Origin of the sequence: Streptomyces eurythermus (assembly GCF_014649115.1) — a bacterium.
In the GTDB taxonomy this organism is placed as follows: Bacteria; Actinomycetota; Actinomycetes; order Streptomycetales; family Streptomycetaceae; genus Streptomyces; species Streptomyces eurythermus.
The window spans coordinates 413,949-436,071 of record NZ_BMSK01000002.1 but is presented as its reverse complement, the minus strand read 5'-3'; the positions used below and the strand labels follow the sequence as shown (position 1 = coordinate 436,071).

Genomic DNA, 22,123 nt, shown 5'->3' with positions numbered 1-22,123 from the left:
TCTCCAAGTCTGAACAGGGTGGACGGATGTTCCCGGCGGGTTTCAGCGTTCGTGGACTAGGAAGCCGGTGATGACGGCCAGGGCCAGGACGGCCGTGGTGGTGACGGCGGTGGCGTGGACGTAGTCGGGGAACGAGGCCGCGGGTGAACCGGGCGCGGCGCCCAGGGCGTGGGCGAACAGCCCGCCGATCAACGCGACGCCCGCGGCGTTGGCGACCTGGGTGGCGGTCAGCAGCACGCCGCCGGCAGCTCCCGCGTCGGCCGGGTCCACCCCGGCCAGGACCTTGCCGATCAGCGGCGCGGCGACCAGTCCCTGTCCGGCTCCCGACAGGGGCAGCGCCGGCAGCAGCCAGCCAGCCTGGCCGGCCTCGGGGGCTGCCAGCACGACCGCCAGGACGCCGGCGAGGCCGATCGCCATGAGAATCGTTCCGCAGACCAGTGAGCCCCGCCGCCGGCCCGTGAGGCTGGTCACCGCGAAGGCGATGCCCAGCGGGGTGAAGACGAGGCCGCTGCCCAGCGGATCCTGGCCGATTCCGGACTGCAGGTGGTAGGCGAGCAGCAGGAAGAACCCGGCATTGCCCGCGTAGAAGGCCAGCACGGTCAGCAGCCCGCGGACCATCCGCCGCTGGGCCAGAAGCCGCATCGGCACCAGCGGATCGACCTGCCGCCGCTCGACCAGCGCGAACAGCGCCAGCGCGGCGACCGCCGCGGCAAGGCCGCCCGCGACGGTCCGCAGGCCCTGACCCTGGACGGGCGACAGCAGCAGGGCGACGAGCGCGAGCGCCAGCAGCCCGGCTCCGGGCAGGTCGAGCCGAGCCCGCGTTCCCCGGCTCTCGGGCACCGTGCGGGCCGCGATCGCGAGTGCCACCGCACCGATCGGGACGTTCACCAGGAACGCCGAACGCCAGCCCAGATCGAACGGGTTCCATGCCAGCAGCGCGCCGCCGGCGACCTGCCCGGTGATGGACGCCAGCCCGACGGTAGCCCCATAGCAGCCGAGCGCGGTCGCCCGGGCCGGGCCGGTGAAGCCGTGCTGGATGATCGACAGCACCTGCGGCAGCATCACCGCCGCACTCAGCCCCTACAGGACCCGCGCGCCGATCAGCGCCGCTGCGGACGGCGCTGCGGCGCACACCAGCGAGGCGAGCACGAACAACCCGACGCCCACCAGGAACATCCGGCGGCGACCGTACAGGTCACCGAGCCGACCGCCGGTCACCAGGCCCACCGCGTACGCCAGGGTGTACCCGGCGGACACGAACTGCACCTCGCCGAACGAGGCGTTCAGGCCGCGCTGGATCGACGGCACGGCGACGGTGACGATGCTGGCGTCCAACAAACCCATGAACGTGGCCGGCAGCACCGCGACGAGGACGACCCGGCCTCGCGTCCCGAAGCCACCGGCGGTGCGGGGAGGTTGCGTGATCACTGCGGTCATGTGCCTATTCGGCCACCGGTGCCGGCCTCACGTCCAAGTCAGGACCTTCCCCTGTGATAATCAGCAATGATCACAGCGCTCAGGGGGGCGGGCATGGAACTGCGGCATCTGCGCTATTTCGTCGCGGTCGCCGAAGAGCTGCATTCGGCCGCGCGGCACAGCGGCTGCACATTGCCCAGCCCGGGCTCAGCCAGCAGATCAAGGCACTCGAACGGGAGCTGGCCGTCGAGCTGTTCACGCGCAACCGGCGCGGTGTGACGCTGACCGACGCCGGAACGGCGCTGCTGCCCGCCGCGAAGGACATCCTCGCCCGCGCCGCCGCCGCCATGGAACTGGCCCGCCACCACGGCACAGGGCAGGCCGGACGCCTGACCCTCAGTCTCACCCGGTCCGCGCCGCGCGGCGTCGTCACCGAACTCGTGGACTCGTTCCGCGCCGCCAACCCGGCCGTGAAGGTATGGGTGACCAGCGGGTTCACCGCACGCGACGAACAGCGGCTGCGGGAGCGCGCGATCGACGCGGCGTTCCTGCGGATGCTGAACGACCCGCGCGACGACCTGGCCGGCCGCACGGTCGGCGACGAGGCCATCATGGCGGTCGTCCCCAGTACCGACCGGCTGGCCCGCAAGCGCCGCCTGAGCCGCGCCGACGTGACCGGCCGCCCGCTGGTGTGGTGGCCGCGTGAGCACGGCCCGCGCATGTGGGACCGGATGCTCGACCAGGTGTTCGGCGAAGGCGTTCGCCCGTCCGTCGCTCACTGGGAGCCCGAGGAGGAGCACATGCTCCACGCCGTCGCCCAAGGACACGGCATCACCTTCATCACCGAGGGCAAAGCCGCGACGCTGCACGTCGCCGGAGTCGCGATCAGACGCTTTGCCGATCCCGTGCCGACGGTGCCGATCACCCTGGCCTGGTCCCGCGACAACCCCAATCCGGCACTGCGCCGCTTCCTGGAACACACCTCCGGCCACTGACCTTGGCCGCGTGCTGGCGAGGGCCGGCGGCGCGCTGAACTGTCGGGACGGGCACCCGCTGCTCGCCGCCACCGGAAGTTCACCCACGGTCGGTGGCCCGGTCCGACAGATCCCGGCGCCGGGCGGCCATCTCCCGTGACCAGCCGAACAGCCGGTGCCGCCGGGCCGAACCGTGCAGACGCCGCCAAGTGCGCCCTCGCCGCAGCCCTCCCCGACGCATGGGTCCAGACCAGCGTCGGAACCACCTACAACACACTCAGCGCACCACGGGCGGGTGACGCTTGATCCCGGCTCAACCGGTGCAACACACCGGTGCGCCGATGGCGGTTTGTCACCCGATGGGCGGCGGGGGCGCGGTGGGTGTCAGGTGCCGGGTGAGAGCGTCGCCGGTTTCGGGCGTGAGGGTTGCGCACGGGTTGAGGCCGAGGCAGTCGGCGAGGTCGCGGGTGCGGAGGCGGGCGGTGGCTTCCAGGAGGGTTGCGTAGGTGTCGGTGGCAGTGCGGGCGCGTGCCCGGCCCACGAGGGTGAGCAGGACGGCGATGAGGGCGGCGGGCCACCACCAGGCGGCGAGCGGGAGATGGAGCAGGGCCCAGGCGGTCAGGGCGTTGGCTCGGAGGAGGGCCTGGCGGGCGGCGGTGATCTCGGCTCGGGTTTCCTCGGGCAGGATCAGCCACAGGTGCGGCCAGAGGGTGGCAAGGCCGAGATGGTGGTCGCGCTCCAGACGGACGGCTACGGCGTTGAGCCGGTCCCCGCTCCAGGTGGGGCGGCACGGTTCCTCGGAGGCGATGCGGGTCATGGCGCGTTCCGCGGCGTGCCGGGCGGCGGGGTCGGCGCGTTGGCCGCGGAGCAGGGCGCGCGCAGCTTCGTCGCGGTGCTGGTGCCAGGTACAGGCGGCCCGGGCCCAGCGGTCGCGCCGCCGTGTGGTCATCCGGGCGGCGAACTGGCGCAGTGGGGGAGGCCAGGCGGGCCAGTCGGCGGCCAGGCAGAGCCATTCGGCCAGGGAGCCGAGAGCCTGGGCGGCCAGGCCTACGGCGGCTGCGGCGGCCAGTATCGCCACCAGCAGCACTACGTGGCCGCCGGCGGTCTTTGTGACAGGGTCGCTGGCCCAGGTGCCGATCTGCTGGGTGAGGCGGGTCAGACCGAAGGGGCGGCGGTGGCCGAGGGTGTGGGCGGTGGCTGCGACGGCGAGGTAGAGGGCGCTGGGCAGAACCAGTAGGGACACCCACCGTTCGGCGAGTTTCTTGCCCAGCTCCGACAGGAGACCGCCCATCAGTAGAGCCTCTCCCGGCGCAGGAGGGTGCTGCTGATCGCACAGTGCGGGACCGGAACGGCGGGCTGGGGCCACCAGTAGCGTGCACACCGGCCTGCCGGGCACACGTACACCGGTTCGGCGCGTCCGGCACTGATCCCGGCCGGACGCAGACCGCGGAGTGGAGCGCGGGTGGTCGGCGTAGCCGTGCAGACCCTGCGGGTCGCCGCCGGCCTGCAGGACAGCGTGCAGTACTGCGAGCGTGCCCGCTACGTCCCCGCCGTCCCGTGCGGCGGCCAGTACCCGCTCCACCGGACTCTCGTCCCCGCCCGGCCCGCTCCGCAGATCGCGTGCACCCGAGCTGGCGTGCCCGGTCCGGTATGTCCCGCCCGCCAGGCGGTGAAGACCGGTTCGATCAAGGCCCAGCGGGCGTCGGACACATCACTGCGGTTACGGACGACGAGCACTCATGCACCGCGCAACGACTGCCAACGCCACCAGTCACAAAACCATCCCAGAACACCAACTACCTAGGTCAGATGCCCTCTAGAAGCCGCCCACCGAGTCAATCATTGATGACTATAATGTCGATGGACGTCGGCAGCTCATTGGGCCAGTCGATAAAGATACGCACCAGAACACTGTTTTGCCGGGGCGCGACATTCAAGATGCTAATTTTTGCGGCGCCCAAGAACTTCGGGCCGCCGCCTGGCGGCACCTCCGCGATTGATGCAACCGCTCGCGAATTTGCACCTACGGGCGCCAGCGGACCACCCAGTAGGTCGAGGTCAGCAAATCCTTTGATTGGACCCAGCGGTTGCCGTACCGCATACGAACTCGAGCCGATCGCCGTTATCTGGGCCTCTTCCATCGAGTATGTGAGGGTCGGTATTTCGTCAGGGACTTCATGCATGGTCGCCCCTCAATGCCAGGGTGGACGCGAATTGGGAACGCCTCGAACTATCCCTTTTCTAGCGTGCTCCCCCATCCGGGTGATCGCAAACCCCCCTTCATCCACAGTTACACCGAACGCATGCCGCTACGGTCGACGCGGACGAGGCTGTGATCCGCTATTGCCCCTCGGCTCGGCGGTCGGCGAGTGCGGTACGGACGTCGCGGCGAGCGGCACGGATCAGGGCCTCGTCGGTGAGCGGGTCCTGGTTCTTGCGGTACCGGTCGATGCCGTAGCCCTGGGGGTAGGCGATGCCGTCGGAATTGGCTGTCGGGTCGCCGGCGAGTTTGCGGGCGATCGTGAGCCAGTCCACGTCGGCGAGTCGTAGGTCGATGGCGTCCGAGCGGCGGCGCGCGATGGCCGCACACGCGGCTTTGTCGAGGCGTCCCACGCCGAGGGGCCTCCACAGCTCGGGTGCGCACCCGCGCCCGAGTCCATGATTGCACCGTCGGCAGGAAGCGGCGCTCCGCCACTTCACCTGTTCCGCAGACAGCGACTCTGCGGCCTACTACCATTTCGACTGGAAGTCCGGGCGGATCCAGCGACCTGCCTGACTCGCCACGGTGCACGGACGAGCGACCACTTTCGCAACACACACAGAGCCGGAAAAGTCTGAAGGTCCTGAGTTTCTACCACTGGTACGGAACTCAGTTCAGCCACGAGTTGTGGCCGAGCTGAGTAGGTGTGCCCGCATTCAGTTCGGCCTGTACAGAAAGGGACCGAACGGTGGACTCGTCCGCGGTTCTTTGGATTCTCGCTTGGTCAGGCGTGATCTCTGTTTTGAACTTCGTCCTGACTGGAATCCTAGGGCAGCTCATCCCCTTGGTCAGAGCATGGTGCAAGCTGCTCAGCACTTTTCGCGACGACAGCGAGCAGAACCAGACGGCGGACGGCGCGGCTCCGCCCGCACAGAAGAGTACAGGTGCGCAGACCGCCGCCCCGGTGCAGTCCGAAGCTGCCGGAACAGCGGTCGGCGCGGAGCGGCTTGGCGAGGCGGATTCCGCCGCGCCAGCGCCGCCGTCATCAGTGACATCTGCTCGCCTTCACCTGGCCTCTTGGGCGGGATGAACTCCGGCGGCGCATCCGGCGCATTGCGGAGGGCCCGCAGCCACCAGGCGAACTGGTAGTTACGGCAGGTGCGGTAGCGCACGGGGTTCCGGCGCGGCTCTGTCGGCCGATGTTGCGCTCGTCGGTGATGGGGCAAGCATTGTCCAGGTGAACGAAGAGGGCGGGTCCTTCCCACTCTTTGCCCGGTGCTCCATCAAAGGCCGGGTGGGCGTTCTGGCTCCAGTTCCAGGGGTTGGGCAGAGCGCACAGGTATCAGGCCAGCGGCGGGTTTTCTTGCGGGAGTTCGAGGGCCTGCTGCCGACAACGGACGTCCACCCGGGGGCGGCCGGGCTGGCCGAAGCTGCGCAGGCAGTGCCGGTCGAGAGCGACATGCCGACGGTCAAGTCCATGACACAGAAGGTTTCGGCGACCAGCCTGATCCATAGGGCTCGCGTCCACGCCGAGCGGCCTCTCGGGCGCGAGCACCGGGGACCTCGCGCTGCAGCGGGTACAGGTGCACGGCCGCTTCTCAGCCGCGGCGGAATTGGCGTTCGAGCATGTGGTCGATTTAGGCTGGGGCGATTCGTGCCGTCACGGCGGCAGCCCGTCGACGGAGAGGAAAGCCGATGATGCAGCAGGCATCGGCCACCGACCCAGCTCCCGGGCGCCGCCCCGAGCTGGTCCCCGACCCGGATGCGGAGGCGGCCCGTATCGCGGCGGTGCGCCGCTACGACATCCTCGACACTCCCCCCGACGGAGCGTTCGACCGCGTGGCGGCGATGGCCGCCCGGCTCTTCGACGTGCCGGTGGCGACCGTCACCATTGTGGATACCGATCGCATCTGGTTCAAGGCCGCCCACGGCCTGGAGGGTGTCGCGGAGATCGGTCGTGATCCGGGCCTGTGCGGGTCGGCGATCCTGCGCGATGACACGATGGTCATCCCCGACACCCTCAAGGACCCCATCGCGGCGGACAATCCGCTGGTCGCTGGAGAGATGGGGGTGCGCTTCTACGCCGCCGCACCGATCATCACTCCGGATGGGCACCGGCTGGGCACGGTCAACGTCCTCGACACCCGGCCGCGCTCGATCACCGAGGAGGACACCGCCACTCTTGCCGATCTCGCCGCGATCGTGCTGGACGAAATGGAGCTGCGGCTGTCGGCGCTGCGCGCCCTGCGCGACGAGCAGGCCCGCCGGGAGGCGGAGAAGCGGCATGCCGAGGCGGAACGGGCGCGGGCCGAGGCGGAACGCGCGGCGCGGGAGAAGGCGGAGCAGGACAGGGCCGCCATCGCCGCGTTCGCCTCCACCCTCCAGCGCACCCTGCTGCCCCCGGCCCTTCCCGTGGTGCCGGGCCTGGAACTGGCCTGCCACTACCGCACCGCTTCGGTCCACGACGTGGGCGGCGACTTCTACGACGTCTTCCCCCTCGACGGTGACCGGTGGGCGTTCTTCCTCGGTGACGTGTGCGGCAAAGGGCCCGAGGCGGCGACCGTCACCGCCCTGGCCCGCCACACCTTGCGCGCCGCGGCCCAGATCAACGCCGATCCCGTCACGGTGCTGAGCGCCCTCAACACCGTACTGCTCACCGACGTCACCGCCGGCCGCCGCTTTTGCACCGTCCTCTTCGGCCTTCTGGAGCCCCGGGAGGCCGGCGGCTTCACCGTCACCGTCGCCACCGGCGGTCATCCGCCGGCGTACCACCTGCGCCCCGACGACAGCGGCGCCGTCTGGGTGCGGACCGTACGCCCCCAGGGCGGGATGCTCGTCGGCGCCTTTCCCCAAGCCCCCTTCGCCCAGACCACGTTCTCGCTGACGCCCGGGGAGAGCCTGTTCCTCTACACCGACGGGCTGATCGAATCCCGTAACACCGAAGGCGCCATGCTCGGTGACGACGGTCTGACCGGCTTCCTCCACCAGCGCACCGGGCCCGTCACCGCCACCTCCCTGGTCGAGGACAGCATCACCCTGCTGGCCTCGCTGCCCGACGGGGCCGGTGACGACGTGGCTCTGCTGGCCCTGTCCGTCCCCCACCCTCACACCACACCCGACGGTGGTGTCGCCGCCACCGCCCACACCGCCGCCGCACCCGAACACTTCGGCCAGGAGTGATGACCGACGTGACCGACACACTGCAGCTGACCGTCCAGCAACCCCGCCCCGGCCTCGCGATCGCCACAGTCGCCGGGGACGTGGACGCGCGCACCGCGGACAATCTTCGCCGTGAAGCCTCGGGAATCATCCAGCAAGGGTGCCCGCGCCTGGTTCTGGACCTGTCACAGGTCGGCTTCTGCGACTCCGCCGGTCTGAGCGCGCTCATCGGCCTCTGGCACACCGCGCAGGCGGTAGGCGGTGCACTCGGACTCGTCAACGTCCCCGACCGCCTGATGCGGATGCTCGTCCTCACCGGTGTCGACGCCGTCCTGCCGGTCCATGCCACCCCCGCCGAAGCAGTCACCTCCATGACCGCCGGCCTGTTCACCAGCACAGGCGAGCACGGCTCAATCACCCGCGCTTCCGCCGGCGGCGGGAGCGGTGAGCCGACCGGGGTGCAGCGCACGGCCCGCGACAGCGCTCACAGCCCCTCCGCCGAACCGAGCTGATCCCTTCCCCGGGTGCCGCGGCGAGGGTGAGATGCCTGCGCAACCTCGCCAGGCAAGACGCCTTCTGGCGGCGCTGTGGTTCGCGGCGCGGGTTACCGTCCGCCCTCCGTCCGCTACGTCCAAGCCGCACGCGAGCACGGCATCATCGACGCCCTCGCCGAGGCCGGCATCAGATGCTGGGCTCACAAGGGCTACCAGGGAGCAGGCGGCACAGTCCGCCTTCCTTACCGCGGCCGATGGGACAGCCTCTCCATCGGCCAGCAGGCCGTCAACCGGTCCCGCGCAAAGATCCGCGCACTGGTCGAACAAGTCATCGCGACCCTCAAGTCCTGGCGGCTCCTCCGCAAACTATGCTGCTCTACGACCCGGCTCACGAGGCTCGTCCAAGCCGTCCTGGTCCTTCAACTCGCCGCCACGGGCTGAGATCAACCCGCAGCATTCACCAGGCCCGTCGATTCGGCCTCCGTCGTCCCGGCTCGCAGACGAACGTCGAGGGTGCGGCCCTCATCGCGCAACACCAGGTCGAGGTCCCTCGAACTGCCGTCCGAGGCTGTGCACTTCGCCACGGCGCACCGACTCGATCCTGACCCCAGACCACCGGGCACGGCTCGTGTCAGTCAGCGCATCCCGATCGATGCGCCATCCGCCCATACCGCCCTCGACCACCGCCAGAAACGTCATAACCAGGATCTACCAGACACCCGTGACACAGCGCCGATCGGCTGTCACCTGAAGTTGGAATGGACCCACTTGCGGAATGCGGTGGGCGCGTCCTGTCACCATCGGCACTCGGTGGCCGGCCACACAGCATCCGTCACCAAGTCGGCATACGGGCAGCATGCTGCGTCGGTGACGGCGCGTAGTAGAGAAGGACTGGCAGTCCTTGCCGCAGGCCGACTGCGTGATCCTCAGCCGGTTCTTCCCTATGGCGGCCGGACCGCTGCGGGACAGGCTTCCACCAGAACGCCGGAAGACAGGTGCCGGCCGAGCGGGAGAAGAGCGAATGGCTGACGACGACACCGACGGGCGCACCTGTCTCGTGCTCCGGAACGACGAGGAGCAGTACTCGATCTGGCTCGCGGACCGGGAGATCCCGCCGGGGTGGCACCAGGAGAGCACCGAGGGAACCCGGCAAGCGTGCCTGAACCACATCGACTCGATCTGGACGGACATGCGTCCGCTCAGCCTGCGTCGGCGCATGGAGCGGGAGAGCCGGCCCGCATGAGCACCGGGACCGGCCGCGCCGCCGCTGCCCGAGCAGAGCGCGCACGATCGGTTCACGGAGCGGGCGAACGACGCGGAGGAGGACCGTCGCGCGATCGCCGAGCATGTCGCGCAACCATCCGACAAAGAGGAGGAGTCCATGTTCTCTCAGGTGCGTGAGAGATGAGCACACCCCTGACCGGTCCCGCTTCGGCAAGCCCCACCGACCAGCGGCAGTCCCTGCTCGAGAGCCTGCCGCGCGCGGGCGGCCGCAGCGCCCAGACCTCCGACACGATCCCCCGGGTGCCGCGGGACCGGCCGCTGCCGCTGTCGTCCGCCCAGCAACGGATCTGGCTGGCGGAGAGCCTGCGTCCGGGCACCACCGAGTACGTGACACCGGTCGGGTGGGAGCTGCGCGGACCGCTGGACGTGGCGGCGCTGCGTGCCGCGCTGGCGCAGGTCGTGGCCCGGCACGAAGTGCTGCGCACCCGCTATGTGGCGGTCGGCGACGAGGTGCGACAACTCGTGCTCCCCTCAGATGAGTTGGACTTCGAGACGGTGGACCTCGGCGAGCTTCCCGCCGACGCCCGGGCAACCCGGCTGGACGAACTCGTGAAGCACCTGGCCCGCACGCCGTTCGACCTCGGCAGCCGGGGCCCGCTGCGAGTCCGGCTGGTCCGGTTCACCGCGGAGCACCACGCGCTGGTCCTGATGGTGCACCACATCGCCTTCGACGGCAGGTCCATCGGCGTCATGGCCTCCGAACTCGGCGCGCTGTACTCGGCGTTCGCCGAGGAACGGGCCGATCCGCTGCCGGACCTCCCGATTCAGTACGCGGACTTCGCCGCATGGCAGCGCGAGACGCACTCCGGTCCCGCGCTCTCCGGTCACCTTCGGTACTGGCGGGAAACGTTGGCCGGATCGACCGCGTTGGAGCTGGCCACCGACCGGCCCCGGCCGGCGGCCTTCGACCCGGCCGGCGCCAGCCTGCCGTTCACCGTGCCGGCCGAGATCGCCGAGCCGCTGATCGCCTGGGGACGGTCCCGGGGCGCGACACCGTTCATGGTGCTGCTGGCCGCGTTCCAGCTGCTGCTGTCCCAGCACGCCGGCCGCACCGACATCACCGTAGGCACCCAGGTCACCGGCCGCGACCAGGCCGAAGTGCGGGACCTGTTGGGCTTGTTCGCCAACATCCTGGTGCTGCGCACCGACCTGTCCGGCGAGCCGACCTTCGAGGAGGCCGTCGACCGGGTCCGGGAGACGACACTGGGGGCATACGCGCACCAGGACGTGCCGTTCGAGCGGCTGGTGGACGAGCTGACACCCGCACGCGACCTGTCCCGCCACCCGCTGTGCCAGACCATGTTCTCGCTGCACGACCCGGACAGCGCCGCGGAGTTCAGCGGGGCCGGAGTGCGGGCCACTGCGCTGACCACGCCCTGGCACAGCGCCAAGTTCGACCTGGTGCTGCGGCTCACCCAGCAGTCCGACGGTTCGCTGTCGGGTGTGATCGAGTATGCCACGGCGCTCTTCGAGCGGGAGAGCATGGCGGTGCTGGCCGAGCACTTCACCACGCTGCTGGGCGCGGTCGGCCGCGACACGAAGGCCGTCGTGACGGGGACTTCGCTGCTCTCGCAGCGCGAACGCGGCCTGCTGGAGGGATGGAACGAGACCTCGGTGGTGTACCCGCAGGGAGAGGTGCTGCACGCTCTGGTCGCGCGGCAGGCCGCCCGCACGCCGGCGACCGTGGCCGTACGCTTCGAGGAACAGCACCTCCAGTACCACGAGTTGGACGATCGTGCCGAGCAGCTGGCGCGACGGTTGCGGGCCGCCGGGGTCGGCCCGGAGACCGTGGTGGCCGTCTGCCTGCACCGCGGCCTGGAGCTGCCGGTGGCGCTGCTGGCCGTCCTCAAGGCGGGCGGCGCCTACCTGCCGCTGGATCCCGACTACCCCGCCCAACGCCTGGGCTACATGCTGGACGACTCCGCGGTCCCCGTGGTGCTGAGCACCGCCGAGCTCGCCGCGACCCTGCCGCCGCACCGGGCCCAGGTCCTGCTGGTCGACGAGGAGACCGCCACCGCCGAGGCCCCCGCCCAGGCCGGGGCGACGCCCCGGGTGGATCCGCTGCACCCGGCCTACGTCATCTACACCTCGGGCTCGACCGGCCGGCCCAAGGCCGTGGTCACCACCCACGAGGGCATCGTGAACCGGCTGCGCTGGATGCAGGACACCTACGGGCTCACCGGCACCGACCACGTCCTGCACAAGACGCCGTTCAGCTTCGACGTCTCCGTCTGGGAGCTGTTCTGGCCGCTGACGACCGGCGCGACCCTGGTCGTCGCCCGGCCCGACGGCCATCGCGACCCCGAGTACCTCGCCCGGACCATCAGCCGTCACGAGATCACCGCCCTGCACTTCGTCCCCTCCGTGCTCCGGGAGTTCCTGACCGCGCTGCCCCCCGGCACCCCGCTGGAGCCCTTGCGCCTGGTGCTGTGCAGCGGCGAGGCGCTGCCCGACGACCTCGCCACCGCCTTCCACCGGCACCCCGCCACCGGCCGCGTCCAGCTGCACAACCTCTACGGCCCGACCGAGGCATCCATCGACGTCACGGCCACCGCGTGCCCGCCCGGCGAGCCCGTCACCATCGGCACCCCGATCGCCAACACCCGGGTGCACGTGCTGGACCGCGACTTCGCACCGCAACCGCTGAACGTCCCGGGCCAGCTCGCCCTGGCCGGCGTCCAACTGGCCCGCGGCTACCTGGGCCGCCCCGCGCTGACCGCCGAGCGCTTCGTTCCCGACCCCGACCCCCGCCACCCCGGCCGACGGCTCTACCTCACCGGGGACCTGGCCCGGCGCAACCCCGACGGCACCATCACCTACCTGGGCCGCAGCGACCACCAGGTCCAGCTGCACGGGCACCGGATCGAACTCGGCGAGCTCGAGACCGCGTTGCGGGGGCACCCACTGGTCGCCGACGCCGCGGCCTCCGTCCAGGGCGATCCGGGCCAGGAGCGGCTCACCGCCCACCTCGTGCCCGCCGACCCCGACGCCGCTCCGGACCCCGCCGACCTGCGAGCCTGGATGCGCCGTCTCCTGCCCGACCACATGGTCCCCAGTGCCTGGGCCACCCTTGCCCGGCTCCCGCTGACCCCGAACGGCAAGCTCGACCGGCGGCTGCTGCCACTGATCGAGCCGGAGGGCAGGGCGCTGGAGTTCGTCGAGCCCCGCGGCGAAGGGGAGCGGACGGTGGCGAGCGCTTGGCGTGAGGTCCTCGGAGTGGAGCGGGTCGGCGCGCACGACAACTTCTTCGACCTCGGCGGCCACTCCCTGCTGGCCAGCCGGATCGCCCTGCGGCTGCGCGGGACGACCGGCCGGGAGGTGCCGGTACGGGCGCTCTTCGACCACTCGACGGTGGCCGAACTGGCCGCCGCGCTGCCCGGCTACCCCGAGCTGTCCGCCGCGGTCACGCTCCCCCTGCCGGGCACCCGCCGACTGCGCCGGTAGGACATTCGATGGGCGGTGCGCTGGAGGGCGGCCGCGCGCAACCGCCGGCCGGTTCGGTCCGTGCGGCCCTCCTCCACGCGAGACGCCCACAGCGCCACCGGCTTCGTCGACGCCGCCACCACGCGGCCCGGGCTGCCCGTGGTCCCCCTCTCCCTGCCCCGTTCCGCGGGGAATCCATCTCCTCCCTCGGCCGAGGCCAGGGATCTCCATGGAGGTAACCGATGACCGCGCATCCATCCGGCCCGTCCGCCCCCGCGGATCACGAACGGGAGCCCACCGCGCAGTCCGCGCTCCCGTTCGTCCTGGCGGCGGACGCGCCGGGCACACCGGTGGCCGACGTCCTGCCCGCCCGTCCGCTGATCCGCCGAAGGCTCCTGGAGCACGGCGCGGTCCTGCTGCGCGGATTCGAGGTGGGCGGGGTGGACGGGTTCACGGACGTGGTCCGGGCGGTGTCCGGGGAACCGCTGGCCTATGCCGAACGCTCCTCGCCCCGCAGCACGATCAAGGGGCAGGTGTACACCTCCACGGACTATCCACCCGCCGAGGAGATCTTCCTGCACAACGAGAACTCCTACCAGGCCGACTGGCCGCTCACGCTGTTCTTCTCCTGCGTGCGCCCGCCGGACACCCTCGGCGCGACACCGCTCGCCGACACCCGCCGCATCCACCGGTCGATCGACCCCGCGGTCCGCGAGGAATTCGCCGCCCGCGGCTGGATGGTCGTGCGCAACTTCACCGACGGCTTCGGGGTGCCCTGGCAGCAGGCGTTCAACACCGATGACCGTGCCGAGGTGGAGCGGTACTGCGCCCGCAACGGGATCGAGCCGCAGTGGACCGGCAAGAACGGCCTGCGCACTCTCGCCCGGCGCCGGGCGGTGCACCGGCACCCGGTCACCGGCGAGACGGTCTGGTTCAACCACCTCGCCTTCTTCCACGTGAGCACGCTGGCCGCCGACGTGTGTGCCGGGCTGCGGGAGATGTACGACGAGGAGGATCTGCCGACCAACACCTACTACGGCGACGGCGCGTCCGTCCCCGACGAGGTCATCGCGCACCTGCGCGCGTGCTACCGCGCCGAGCAGCGCCGTTTCGACTGGCAGCTCGGAGACGTGCTGGTGGTGGACAACATGTTGGCGGCCCACGGCCGTGAGCCGTTCACCGGTCCACGCAAGATCGCGGTGGCCATGGCCGAGCCCTGGTCGGCTGTGACCGGGGGCGGCCACCGCTCCGACACGCTCGGGGAGGCATCCGATGGCAATCGATGAGGCGGGATACGCCCTGTCCTTCGCCCAGGAGGAGCTCTGGTTCGTCGACCAGCTCCGTTCCGGCGCCTCGATCGAGTACCTGTCGAACCAGACGCTGCGGCTGCGCGGCCCGCTGGACTCCCCCGCGCTGTCGGCGGCGCTCTCGGAGATCTCCGCGCGGCACGAGATTCTGCGCACCCGCTACGGCACCGTGGACGGCGTCGGGGTGCAGATCGTCGACGAACCCGCGCCGGTGGAGCCACGCCCGGTCGACCTGCGCGAGCTGCCGGCCGCCCAGCGGGACGCGCGCCTGCTCGAGCTGGGCCACGCCGAACTCACGACCCCGATCGACCTGCGCACACAGGCGCCCTGGCGGCTGACGCTGGTGCAGCTCGGGCCGGACGACGCGGCCCTGCTGGTCACCGTCCACCACATCGCCTTCGACGGCTGGTCCTGGTCCGTGCTCGCTCGCGAACTGCAGGAGCTGTACCAGGCGTTCTGCTCGGACCGGCCGTCCCGGCTGGAGCCGCCGACGCTGCAGTATGCGGACTTCGCCCAGTGGGAGCGCGACCGCTGGGAGGCGGCCGGCGAGGTGATCGAACGCCAGCGCTCCTACTGGCGCGCGCGGCTGGCCGGACTGGAACCACTGGAACTCGCCACCGACCACCGACGGCCGGACCAGTGGGTGTCGACCGGGGCCGACCTGACCTTCACCGTGCCGGGCGAGCTGGCCCTGCGCCTGGCCGAGCTCGGCCGGCGTCGCGGCGCGACGCCCTTCATGGTCTACCTGGCCGCCTTCCAGGTGCTGCTGGCCCGCCACTCAGGGCAGCAGGACGTGGCGGTCGGGGTGTCGGTGTCCCGTCGCGAGCCTGCCGCTCTCGAACAATCGATCGGCATGTTCCTCAACACCGTGGTGCTGCGCGCCGACCTGTCCGGCGGCCCGTCCTTCGCCGCTCTGCTGGCGCAGGTCCGCGAGACGGTCCTGGGCGCCCACGAGCACCTGGACGTGCCGTTCGAGCGGGTGGTCGCCGACCTCGCGCCGGAGCGGGACCTCTCCCGCAACCCGGTGTTCCAGGTGGGCTTCGCCCTGCACACCGTCGCGCCGCACCCGTTCCAGCTGACGGGGCTCGAGGTCACCGCGGACGAAACGGCGTCGCCCAGTTCCGCCTTCGACCTCTCCCTGCACCTCACCGAGCGCCCCGACGGCTCGGTGGACGGTCGGCTGATCTACCCGACTTCCCTGTTCACCCTCCCCCGGATCGCGCGGATGGCCGAGCACCTGCTGCGGCTGCTGGGCGACATCGCCGACCGGCCGGACACCCCCGTACACCGGCTGGAACTCCTCACCGGGGCCGAACTGGAGCAGTTCGAAAGGTGGAACCGCACCGACGCCGCGTCGCCGGAACTCTCGCTCCCCGAGCTGTTCCGCGCCCAGGCCCGGGCGACTCCGGACGCGGTGGCGGTGGTGGCCGGGGACCAGGAGATCGGCTACGCCGAACTCGCGGACCGAGTACGGCGCCTGGCGCTCCACCTGCGCACCCGGGGGGTCACCCGTGAGACGCCGGTCGGGGTGGCGCTGCACCGCGGCACGGACCTGGTCACGGCGCTGCTCGCGGTGCTGACGGCGGGCGGCGTGTACGTCCCGCTGGCGCCCGAGTATCCCGTCGACCGGCTGGCGTACATGGTCGCCGACGCCGGCGTCGAGGTGGTGCTGGCCGAGGAGTCGCTGCGGGAGCGGCTGCCGGCCGGCCTGCGGGTGGTGACGCCGGACGACGCCTGGCGGACGAGCGACGCCCCGGTCCTCGACGCCGAACTGCCCTCCGTCCAGGACACCGACGGGGCCTACGTGATGTACACCTCCGGCTCGACGGGCCGGCCCAAGGGGGTGCTGATCCCGCACACCGCGATCCGCAACCGGGTGCTCTGGTCGGTCGAGCGGTACGGGCTCGGCGCCGGCGACCGACTGTTGCAGAAGACCACCATCGGCTTCGACGCGGCGATGTGGGAGTTCCTCTCGCCGCTGGTCTGCGGCGCCACCGTGGTGATGGCCCCCCTGGAGGCACACCGGGACCCGATCGTGATGATCCGGGCGGTAGCCGAACACGGCGTCACCATCCTGCAGTTGGTGCCCTCGGTGCTGCGGCTGCTGCTGGCCGAGCCCGAACTGGCCGGCTGCGCCTCGCTGCGGCTGGTGTGCTCGGCCGGCGAGCCGCTGCCGGTCGAGCTGTGCGAGCGGCTGCGCGCGGTGGTCGACGTCGAGGTGTTCAACACCTACGGCCCCACCGAGTGCGCCATCGACTCCACCGCCTGGCGCTACGAGGGCGGCGAGGGCGAGGGCATCGTGCCGATCGGCCACCCGCTGACCGGTGTGCGGACCTATGTGGTGGACCGCGATGACGCCTTGGTTCCGGTCGGCGCCCCCGGCGAGCTGTGCGTGGGCGGGATCGGCCTGGCGCGCGGATACCTGGGCCAGGGCGCGCAGACCGCCGAGCGGTTCGCCCCCAACCCGTTCGCGGCCGGACCCGGCGAACGTTGGTACCGCACCGGCGACCTGGTACGCCGCCGCGAGGACGGCGCGCTGGAGTTCGTCGCCCGCATCGACGAGCAGGTCAAGGTGCGCGGGGTGCGGATCGAACCGGGTGAGATCGAGGCCGTGCTGACCGCGCACCCCTCGGTCACCGCCGCTGCGGTGACCACCCGCCGCTCGACGGCAGGTGACCTCGAACTGCTCGCCTACGTCGTACTCGCGGACGGCGAGCCGGCCGCAACGGACGAGATCCGCGCCCACCTCGCGGGCCGGCTGCCGGAGGCGATGGTGCCCTCGGCCGTGCTGCTCCTGGACACCATGCCGCTGACCCCCACCGGCAAGGTGGACCGGCAACGGCTGCCCTCACCCAAGGAGCGGGACCGACCGGCGGACGGGCAGTCGATCGCCCCGCGCACCCCGACGGAGGCCGCAGTCGCCGCGTTGATGGCCGAGGTCCTCGAAGTGCGGCAAGTCGCCGCCGAGGACGACTTCTTCGCACTCGGCGGCCACTCCCTGGCGGCCATCCGGCTGGTCCTGCGGCTGCGCCGGGAATTCGGCGTCAGGCTGACGGTCGGCGAGCTGTTCAACGCCCGCACCGTCGCCGCGCTGGCCGCCCGGATCGACGCCGCCCGCTCCGAGGGTGACGGGCCGGGCGTGCGGCCGGTGCCGCGCACCGGAGAGCTGCCGCTCTCCTTCGGCCAGCAGCGCATGTGGTTCCTCGACCAACTGGAGCCGGCGAGCGACGAGTACCTCGTCCCGGTGGCGCTGCGCCTGCGCGGCCCCTTGGACACCGAGGCGCTGCGGCTGGCGGTGGACGCCGGCGTTGCCCGGCACGAGGTGCTGCGGACCCGCTACCTCGCCGACGACGGCAACCCGTTGCAGGTGATCGACCCTGCGGGACCGGTCCCCTTCGAGCTGGTCGACCTCAGCGGTACGCCCCAGCCCGAGGAGCGGGCGCTGCGACTGCTGGCCGACGCCGCGGGCCGGGCCTTCGACCTGGCGGCCGAATGGCCGCTGCGGGTCACGGTGGTCCGAACCGCGCCCGAGGAGCACCTGATGGTGCTGACCCTGCACCACATCGCCATCGACGCCTGGTCCACGGGCCTCTACCTGCGTGACCTGGACCAGGCCTACCGCGCGCTCGCCGCCGGCGAGCCGTCACCGCTGTGCCCGCAAGCCGTCCAGTACGCGGACTTCGCCGCCTGGCAGCGGGGCCGGCAGTCCGCCGGCGAGACGGCCGGGCAGCTCGACTACTGGCGTGAACGGCTGGCCGGACTGGAGCCGCTGGAGCTGCCGACCGACCGGCTGCGCTCCGCCGTCCGCGACGCACGCGGCGACCTGTTCGACGTCGAACTGCCGCAGGCGCTGGGCCAGGAGGTCGCGGAGCTGGCACGCCGGCGCGGTGTGACACCGTTCGTGCTGATGCTGGCCGCGTTCCAGATGCTGCTCGGCCGCTACACCGGTCTCGACGACGTCGCGGTCGGCACCCCGGTGGCTGGGCGGACCAGGCCGGAGACCGAGGAACTCGTCGGCTTCTTCACCAACAGCCTGGTGATCCGCACCGATCTGGCGGGCGACCCGGTGTTCGGGGAGTTCCTCGAGCAGGTGCACCGGGTGTCCGCGGAGGCGTTCAGCCACCAGGACGTGCCGTTCGAGCACCTGGTCGACGCGCTGAAGCCGGACCGCGACCTCTCACGCAACCCGCTGTTCCAGGTCATGTTCGAGTTCGAGCACCAGGAGATCGACCTGACCGCGCTCGGCGGGGCCGCCGTGGAGAGCATCGACATCGGCCCGGCCGTGGCCAAGTTCGACCTGACGGTGAGCGTCACCCAGCAGGGCGACGGGCGGCTGCGCTGCTCGTTCGAGTACGCCACGGCGCTGTTCGACCGGGCCACCGTCGAGCGGCTGGCCGGACACTACCTGACCCTGCTGCGCAGCATCGTGGATGCTCCGGACGCACGGCTGAGCGCCCTCGCGATGCTCACCGCCCCCGAGCGGCACGACCTGCTCACCGTCTGGCCCGACCCGGACGGGGACCGGCTGGCCGCGCTCGACCCCGCCGAACAGCACGGGCTGTGCGTACCCCAGCTGTTCGAGCACCAGGTCCGGCAGACGCCGGACGCGATCGCGGTGGTCTTCGGGGACCAGCGGATCAGCTACGCGGAGTTGAACGCGCGGGCCAACCGGTTCGCCCGCCGGTTGCGCGCGCTGGGGGTCGGACCGGAGACGGTCGTCGGCTCGTGCCTGGAGCGCAGCCCCGAGGCGGTCGTGGTGCTGCTGGCGGTGCTCAAGGCGGGCGGGGTCTACGTCCCCTTCGACCCGAGGCATCCGGCGCAGCGCCTGGAGTTCATGCTCGCCGACGCCGGCGCCGAGGTCGTGGTCACCTCCACCGAGTTCGCCGACCGGCTCGGCGGCGGCGGTGGGCGGCGGCTGCTACTGCTGGACGAGGAGGAGGCCGCGGGGCGGGACTCTTCGGCCGACCTGCCCGCGCAGGCCGGTCCCGGCAACCTCGCCTACATCATCTACACCTCGGGCTCCACCGGCCGTCCCAAGGGGGTGATGATCGAGCACCGGTCCTACGCCCAGCACTGCCGGGTGATCGCGGACGCCTACGGCATCACGCCGGGCGAGCGGGTGGTCCTGCTGTCCGCCCTCACCTTCGACGTCGCCATGGACCAGATCGCGGCCACCCTGGTGGCCGGCGCGACCGTCGTGGTCGGCGACCCGGTCTTCTGGACCCCCGCCGAACTGCCGGCGCGACTGGCCGAGCACGAGGTGACGATCGTCGAGATCACCCCCGCCTATTACCGGGCGATGCTGGAGTCACCCGAACTCGGCCGGTTGACCTCGCTGAAGCTGATGAACGTCGGCAGCGACGTGGTCACCGTGGCCGACGCCGAGCGCTGGGCGGACAGCGGCCTGCCCGGGCGGTTCCTGTGCAACTACGGGCCGACCGAGGCAACCGTCACCTGCCTGCTGCACCCGGTGGGCGACACCCCGCCGCCCGGGCAGCAGTCCGCCACCCTGCCGATCGGGCGGCCGGTCGCCGGCACCCGGGCCCACGTCCTGGACGCCGACCTGCGGCCGGTGCCGATCGGGATCGCCGGCGAACTCTGCCTGGGCGGGGTGCGGCTGGCCCGTGGCTACCACCGTCGGGCCGCCCTGACCGCCGATCGCTTCGTACCGGATCCGCTGGCCGTCGAACCGGGGCAGCGGCTCTACCGCACCGGTGACCTGGTCCGCCGACGGCCGGACGGCGTCATCGAGTTCCTCGGGCGGATCGACCGTCAGGTCAAGGTGCGCGGGCTGCGGATCGAGCTCGGTGAGATCGAGGCGGCGCTGGCCGCACACCCGGCGGTGCAGGAGACGGTCGTCATCGCCACCGAACCCCTGCCCGGGGACCGCCGGCTGGCTGCCTACCTGGTGGCCCGGCCCGGCGACACCGTGCCGGACGTCGGCGAACTCCGTGCCCATCTCCGGACGTTGCTGCCGGAGTACATGATCCCGTCGCTGTGGGTGGCGCTGGCGGACCTGCCGCTGACGCCGAGCGGCAAGGTCGACCGCAAGGCACTGCCGGATCCGGTGTCGGCCGGCGCGGACGGCGGGCGGGAGTACCGGGCGCCCGGCGACCCCGTCGAGGAGGCGCTGGCCGACATCTGGAGCGAGCTGCTCGGCGTGGAGCGGATCGGCGTGCTGGACGACTTCTTCGCCCTCGGCGGCAACTCGCTGCTGGCCACCCGGGTCCTGGCGGGGATCCGGACGGCGTTCGGGGTCGTGCTCCCGCTGCGCCTCCTGTTCGAGGCCACCACGGTGGCCGCCCTCGCACAGGCGGTGTCCAAGGCCGTCGAGGACGACATCGCCGAGCTGACCGACGACGAGGTCGCCGGCCTGCTCTCCAAGGAGGGTGCGCGATGAGCGGGACCGCCGGCCCCCCACCGGACAGCGATGAGCCCCGCTCGTCACTGACGACGAGCGGGGCAGGGCACGATGGTTCAGTCGGCCACCACCACGGGCTCCGGCGCGTGCAGCTCGGCCAGGCTCGGCGCCTTGCGGATCGCGGGGCTGACGCTCGCGGCGACCGCGAGAAAGAGCATCCAGCAGGACAGCACCGCTACCGTGGCACCGGCACCGATCCAGCGCAGCAGCAGACCGCCGGCCAGCGAGCCGAGCGGGATGGCTCCGAAGGCGATCATATGTGCCGCGCCCTGCACCCGGCCCATGATGCGGTCCGGCGTCACTCCGAGCTGGTAGGCCACCACCACCACGTTCCACACCGGGCCGACGAAGCACATCAGCGCGTACACCGCCCCGATCAGATAGGGGTCGTGCACCACCAGCAGCACCGGGACCACCAGCGCCCACGCCCAGTTCGCCCCGATCACCACGGTCTTCATCGACAGCCGGCGCTCCAGCGCGGGCGCGGCCAGCGAACCGAGCACCCCGCCGACCGCGGCCACGCCGAACATCACACCGACCGCGCCCGACGAGCCGCCGTCGGCGCGGGCGATCACGATGACGGCCAGGAACAGCGCCTGGAACAGCAGGTTGCTGCCCGCGACCAGCAGGGTGGTCACGCGCAGGAAGGGCTGGCGCCACAGCCAGGAGATCCCGGCGGAGAGCTCGGTGATCAGCCGTCCCGGCCGGTCGGCCGGCTCGGCCCGGAAGTCCTTCCTGATCATCAGCAGCGTGGTCAGCGACACCGCGTAGCTGACCGCGTCGAAGAGGAACGGGATCGCCCTGCCGAGCCCGAACAGCAGACCGCCGAGCGGCTGGCCGAACACTACGGCGCCCCGGGTGCGCGCCTCGTTGCGGGAGAGCGCGAGCGCGTACTGGGAGGGGTCCACCAAGGTGGTCACGGCCGCCGACTCGGCGATCCGGAAGCACACCGTGAGCGTGCCCTCGACGAACCCGACGGCCAGCACGTGCGCCAGCACCAGCCGGTCGGCGGCCAGGGCCAGGGCCAGGCTGCCGATGGCAAGGCAGCGCAGGACGTCGCACCAGATCATCACCCGTCGCCGGTTCCAGCGGTCGACCACCGCGCCGGCCGGGAGCTGGAACAGCAACTGCGGCAGGAGCGCGACGAACCCGGTGATTCCGGCGCTCGCGGGCGAGCCGGTGAGGTAGAGGACCAGCAGCGGATAGGCCACCGTCGTGGCGTTCGAACCGAGTTCGGACACCACCGTGCCCTGCCAGAGCAGCAGGAAGTCCCGGTTGCGCCGCAGTGGTTGCACCTTTTTTGTCATGCGCCGATGCTGCGCGGGCGCGAACGGCCGGAAGAGAGAAGGACCGGCAGTCACGCGCGCAGTCACCGCCGCACCAAGTGTGCCGTAGTGACTCTGCCGTCGCCGACCGCCGACCCGGCAGGCTGAGGCCCAGCCCAC

General features: G+C 71.5%; 11 protein-coding genes and 2 pseudogenes. 8 read left to right on the top strand and 5 right to left on the bottom strand.

Going from position 1 to position 22,123, the window contains the following annotated elements; genetic code table 11:
- Nucleotides 1-42: 42 nt before the first annotated feature.
- Nucleotides 43-1,437, bottom strand: a pseudogene (locus IE251_RS04600) (MFS transporter).
- A gap of 53 nt (nt 1,438-1,490) precedes the next feature.
- Here IE251_RS04600 and IE251_RS04585 point away from each other — a divergent pair.
- On the top strand, nt 1,491-2,411 hold the full coding sequence (locus IE251_RS04585) for a LysR family transcriptional regulator (RefSeq protein WP_200692110.1): 921 nt from the start codon (nt 1,491-1,493) through the stop codon (nt 2,409-2,411).
- A 331-nt stretch (nt 2,412-2,742) separates the two neighbouring features.
- On the opposite strand, the gene IE251_RS04580 is transcribed toward IE251_RS04585, so the two are convergent.
- The 3 genes from IE251_RS04580 to IE251_RS04570 all read right to left on the bottom strand — a co-directional run bounded on the left by IE251_RS04580 (nt 2,743) and on the right by IE251_RS04570 (nt 5,003).
- Nucleotides 2,743-3,681, bottom strand: a complete 939-nt coding sequence (locus IE251_RS04580) for a hypothetical protein (protein WP_189751594.1) — start codon at nt 3,679-3,681, stop codon at nt 2,743-2,745.
- Nucleotides 3,682-4,225: 544 nt separating this feature from the next.
- A complete protein-coding gene (locus IE251_RS04575; protein WP_189751593.1) occupies nt 4,226-4,573 on the bottom strand; it encodes a hypothetical protein in 348 nt (115 codons plus the stop codon).
- A gap of 157 nt (nt 4,574-4,730) precedes the next feature.
- Nucleotides 4,731-5,003, bottom strand: coding sequence for a hypothetical protein (locus IE251_RS04570; protein ID WP_189751592.1), 273 nt, complete (start codon nt 5,001-5,003; stop codon nt 4,731-4,733).
- A 1,282-nt stretch (nt 5,004-6,285) separates the two neighbouring features.
- Here IE251_RS04570 and IE251_RS04565 point away from each other — a divergent pair.
- The 7 genes and pseudogenes from IE251_RS04565 to IE251_RS04535 all read left to right on the top strand — a co-directional run bounded on the left by IE251_RS04565 (nt 6,286) and on the right by IE251_RS04535 (nt 20,657).
- Entirely contained in the window at nt 6,286-7,770 is a 1,485-nt protein-coding gene (locus IE251_RS04565; protein ID WP_189751591.1) for a PP2C family protein-serine/threonine phosphatase, read from the top strand.
- 8 nt (nt 7,771-7,778) lie between these two features.
- Nucleotides 7,779-8,261: an STAS domain-containing protein gene (locus tag IE251_RS04560; RefSeq protein WP_189751590.1), complete on the top strand. Its 483-nt coding sequence runs from the start codon at nt 7,779-7,781 to the stop codon at nt 8,259-8,261.
- Between the two features lie 114 nt (nt 8,262-8,375).
- Nucleotides 8,376-8,684, top strand: a pseudogene (locus IE251_RS04555) (transposase family protein); the annotation flags it as partial.
- Nucleotides 8,685-9,264: 580 nt separating this feature from the next.
- Nucleotides 9,265-9,486, top strand: coding sequence for an MbtH family protein (locus IE251_RS04550; protein ID WP_189751589.1), 222 nt, complete (start codon nt 9,265-9,267; stop codon nt 9,484-9,486).
- A gap of 161 nt (nt 9,487-9,647) precedes the next feature.
- Nucleotides 9,648-12,971, top strand: coding sequence for a non-ribosomal peptide synthetase (locus tag IE251_RS04545; RefSeq protein ID WP_189751588.1), 3,324 nt, complete (start codon nt 9,648-9,650; stop codon nt 12,969-12,971).
- Nucleotides 12,972-13,192: 221 nt separating this feature from the next.
- On the top strand, nt 13,193-14,236 hold the full coding sequence (locus tag IE251_RS04540; protein ID WP_189751587.1) for a TauD/TfdA family dioxygenase: 1,044 nt from the start codon (nt 13,193-13,195) through the stop codon (nt 14,234-14,236).
- Nucleotides 14,223-20,657 (top strand): non-ribosomal peptide synthetase, encoded by a 6,435-nt coding sequence (locus tag IE251_RS04535; RefSeq protein WP_189751586.1) that lies wholly within the window; start codon nt 14,223-14,225, stop codon nt 20,655-20,657. Before IE251_RS04540 ends, IE251_RS04535 begins: the two co-directional genes overlap by 14 nt.
- Nucleotides 20,658-20,734: 77 nt before the next feature.
- Here the strand turns inward: IE251_RS04535 and IE251_RS04530 are convergent, their stop codons facing one another.
- Nucleotides 20,735-21,985 carry an MFS transporter gene (locus IE251_RS04530; protein ID WP_189751585.1) on the bottom strand — a complete coding sequence of 417 codons (1,251 nt, stop codon included), beginning with the start codon at nt 21,983-21,985 and terminating at the stop codon, nt 20,735-20,737.
- Between the last annotated feature and the right edge of the window lie 138 nt (nt 21,986-22,123).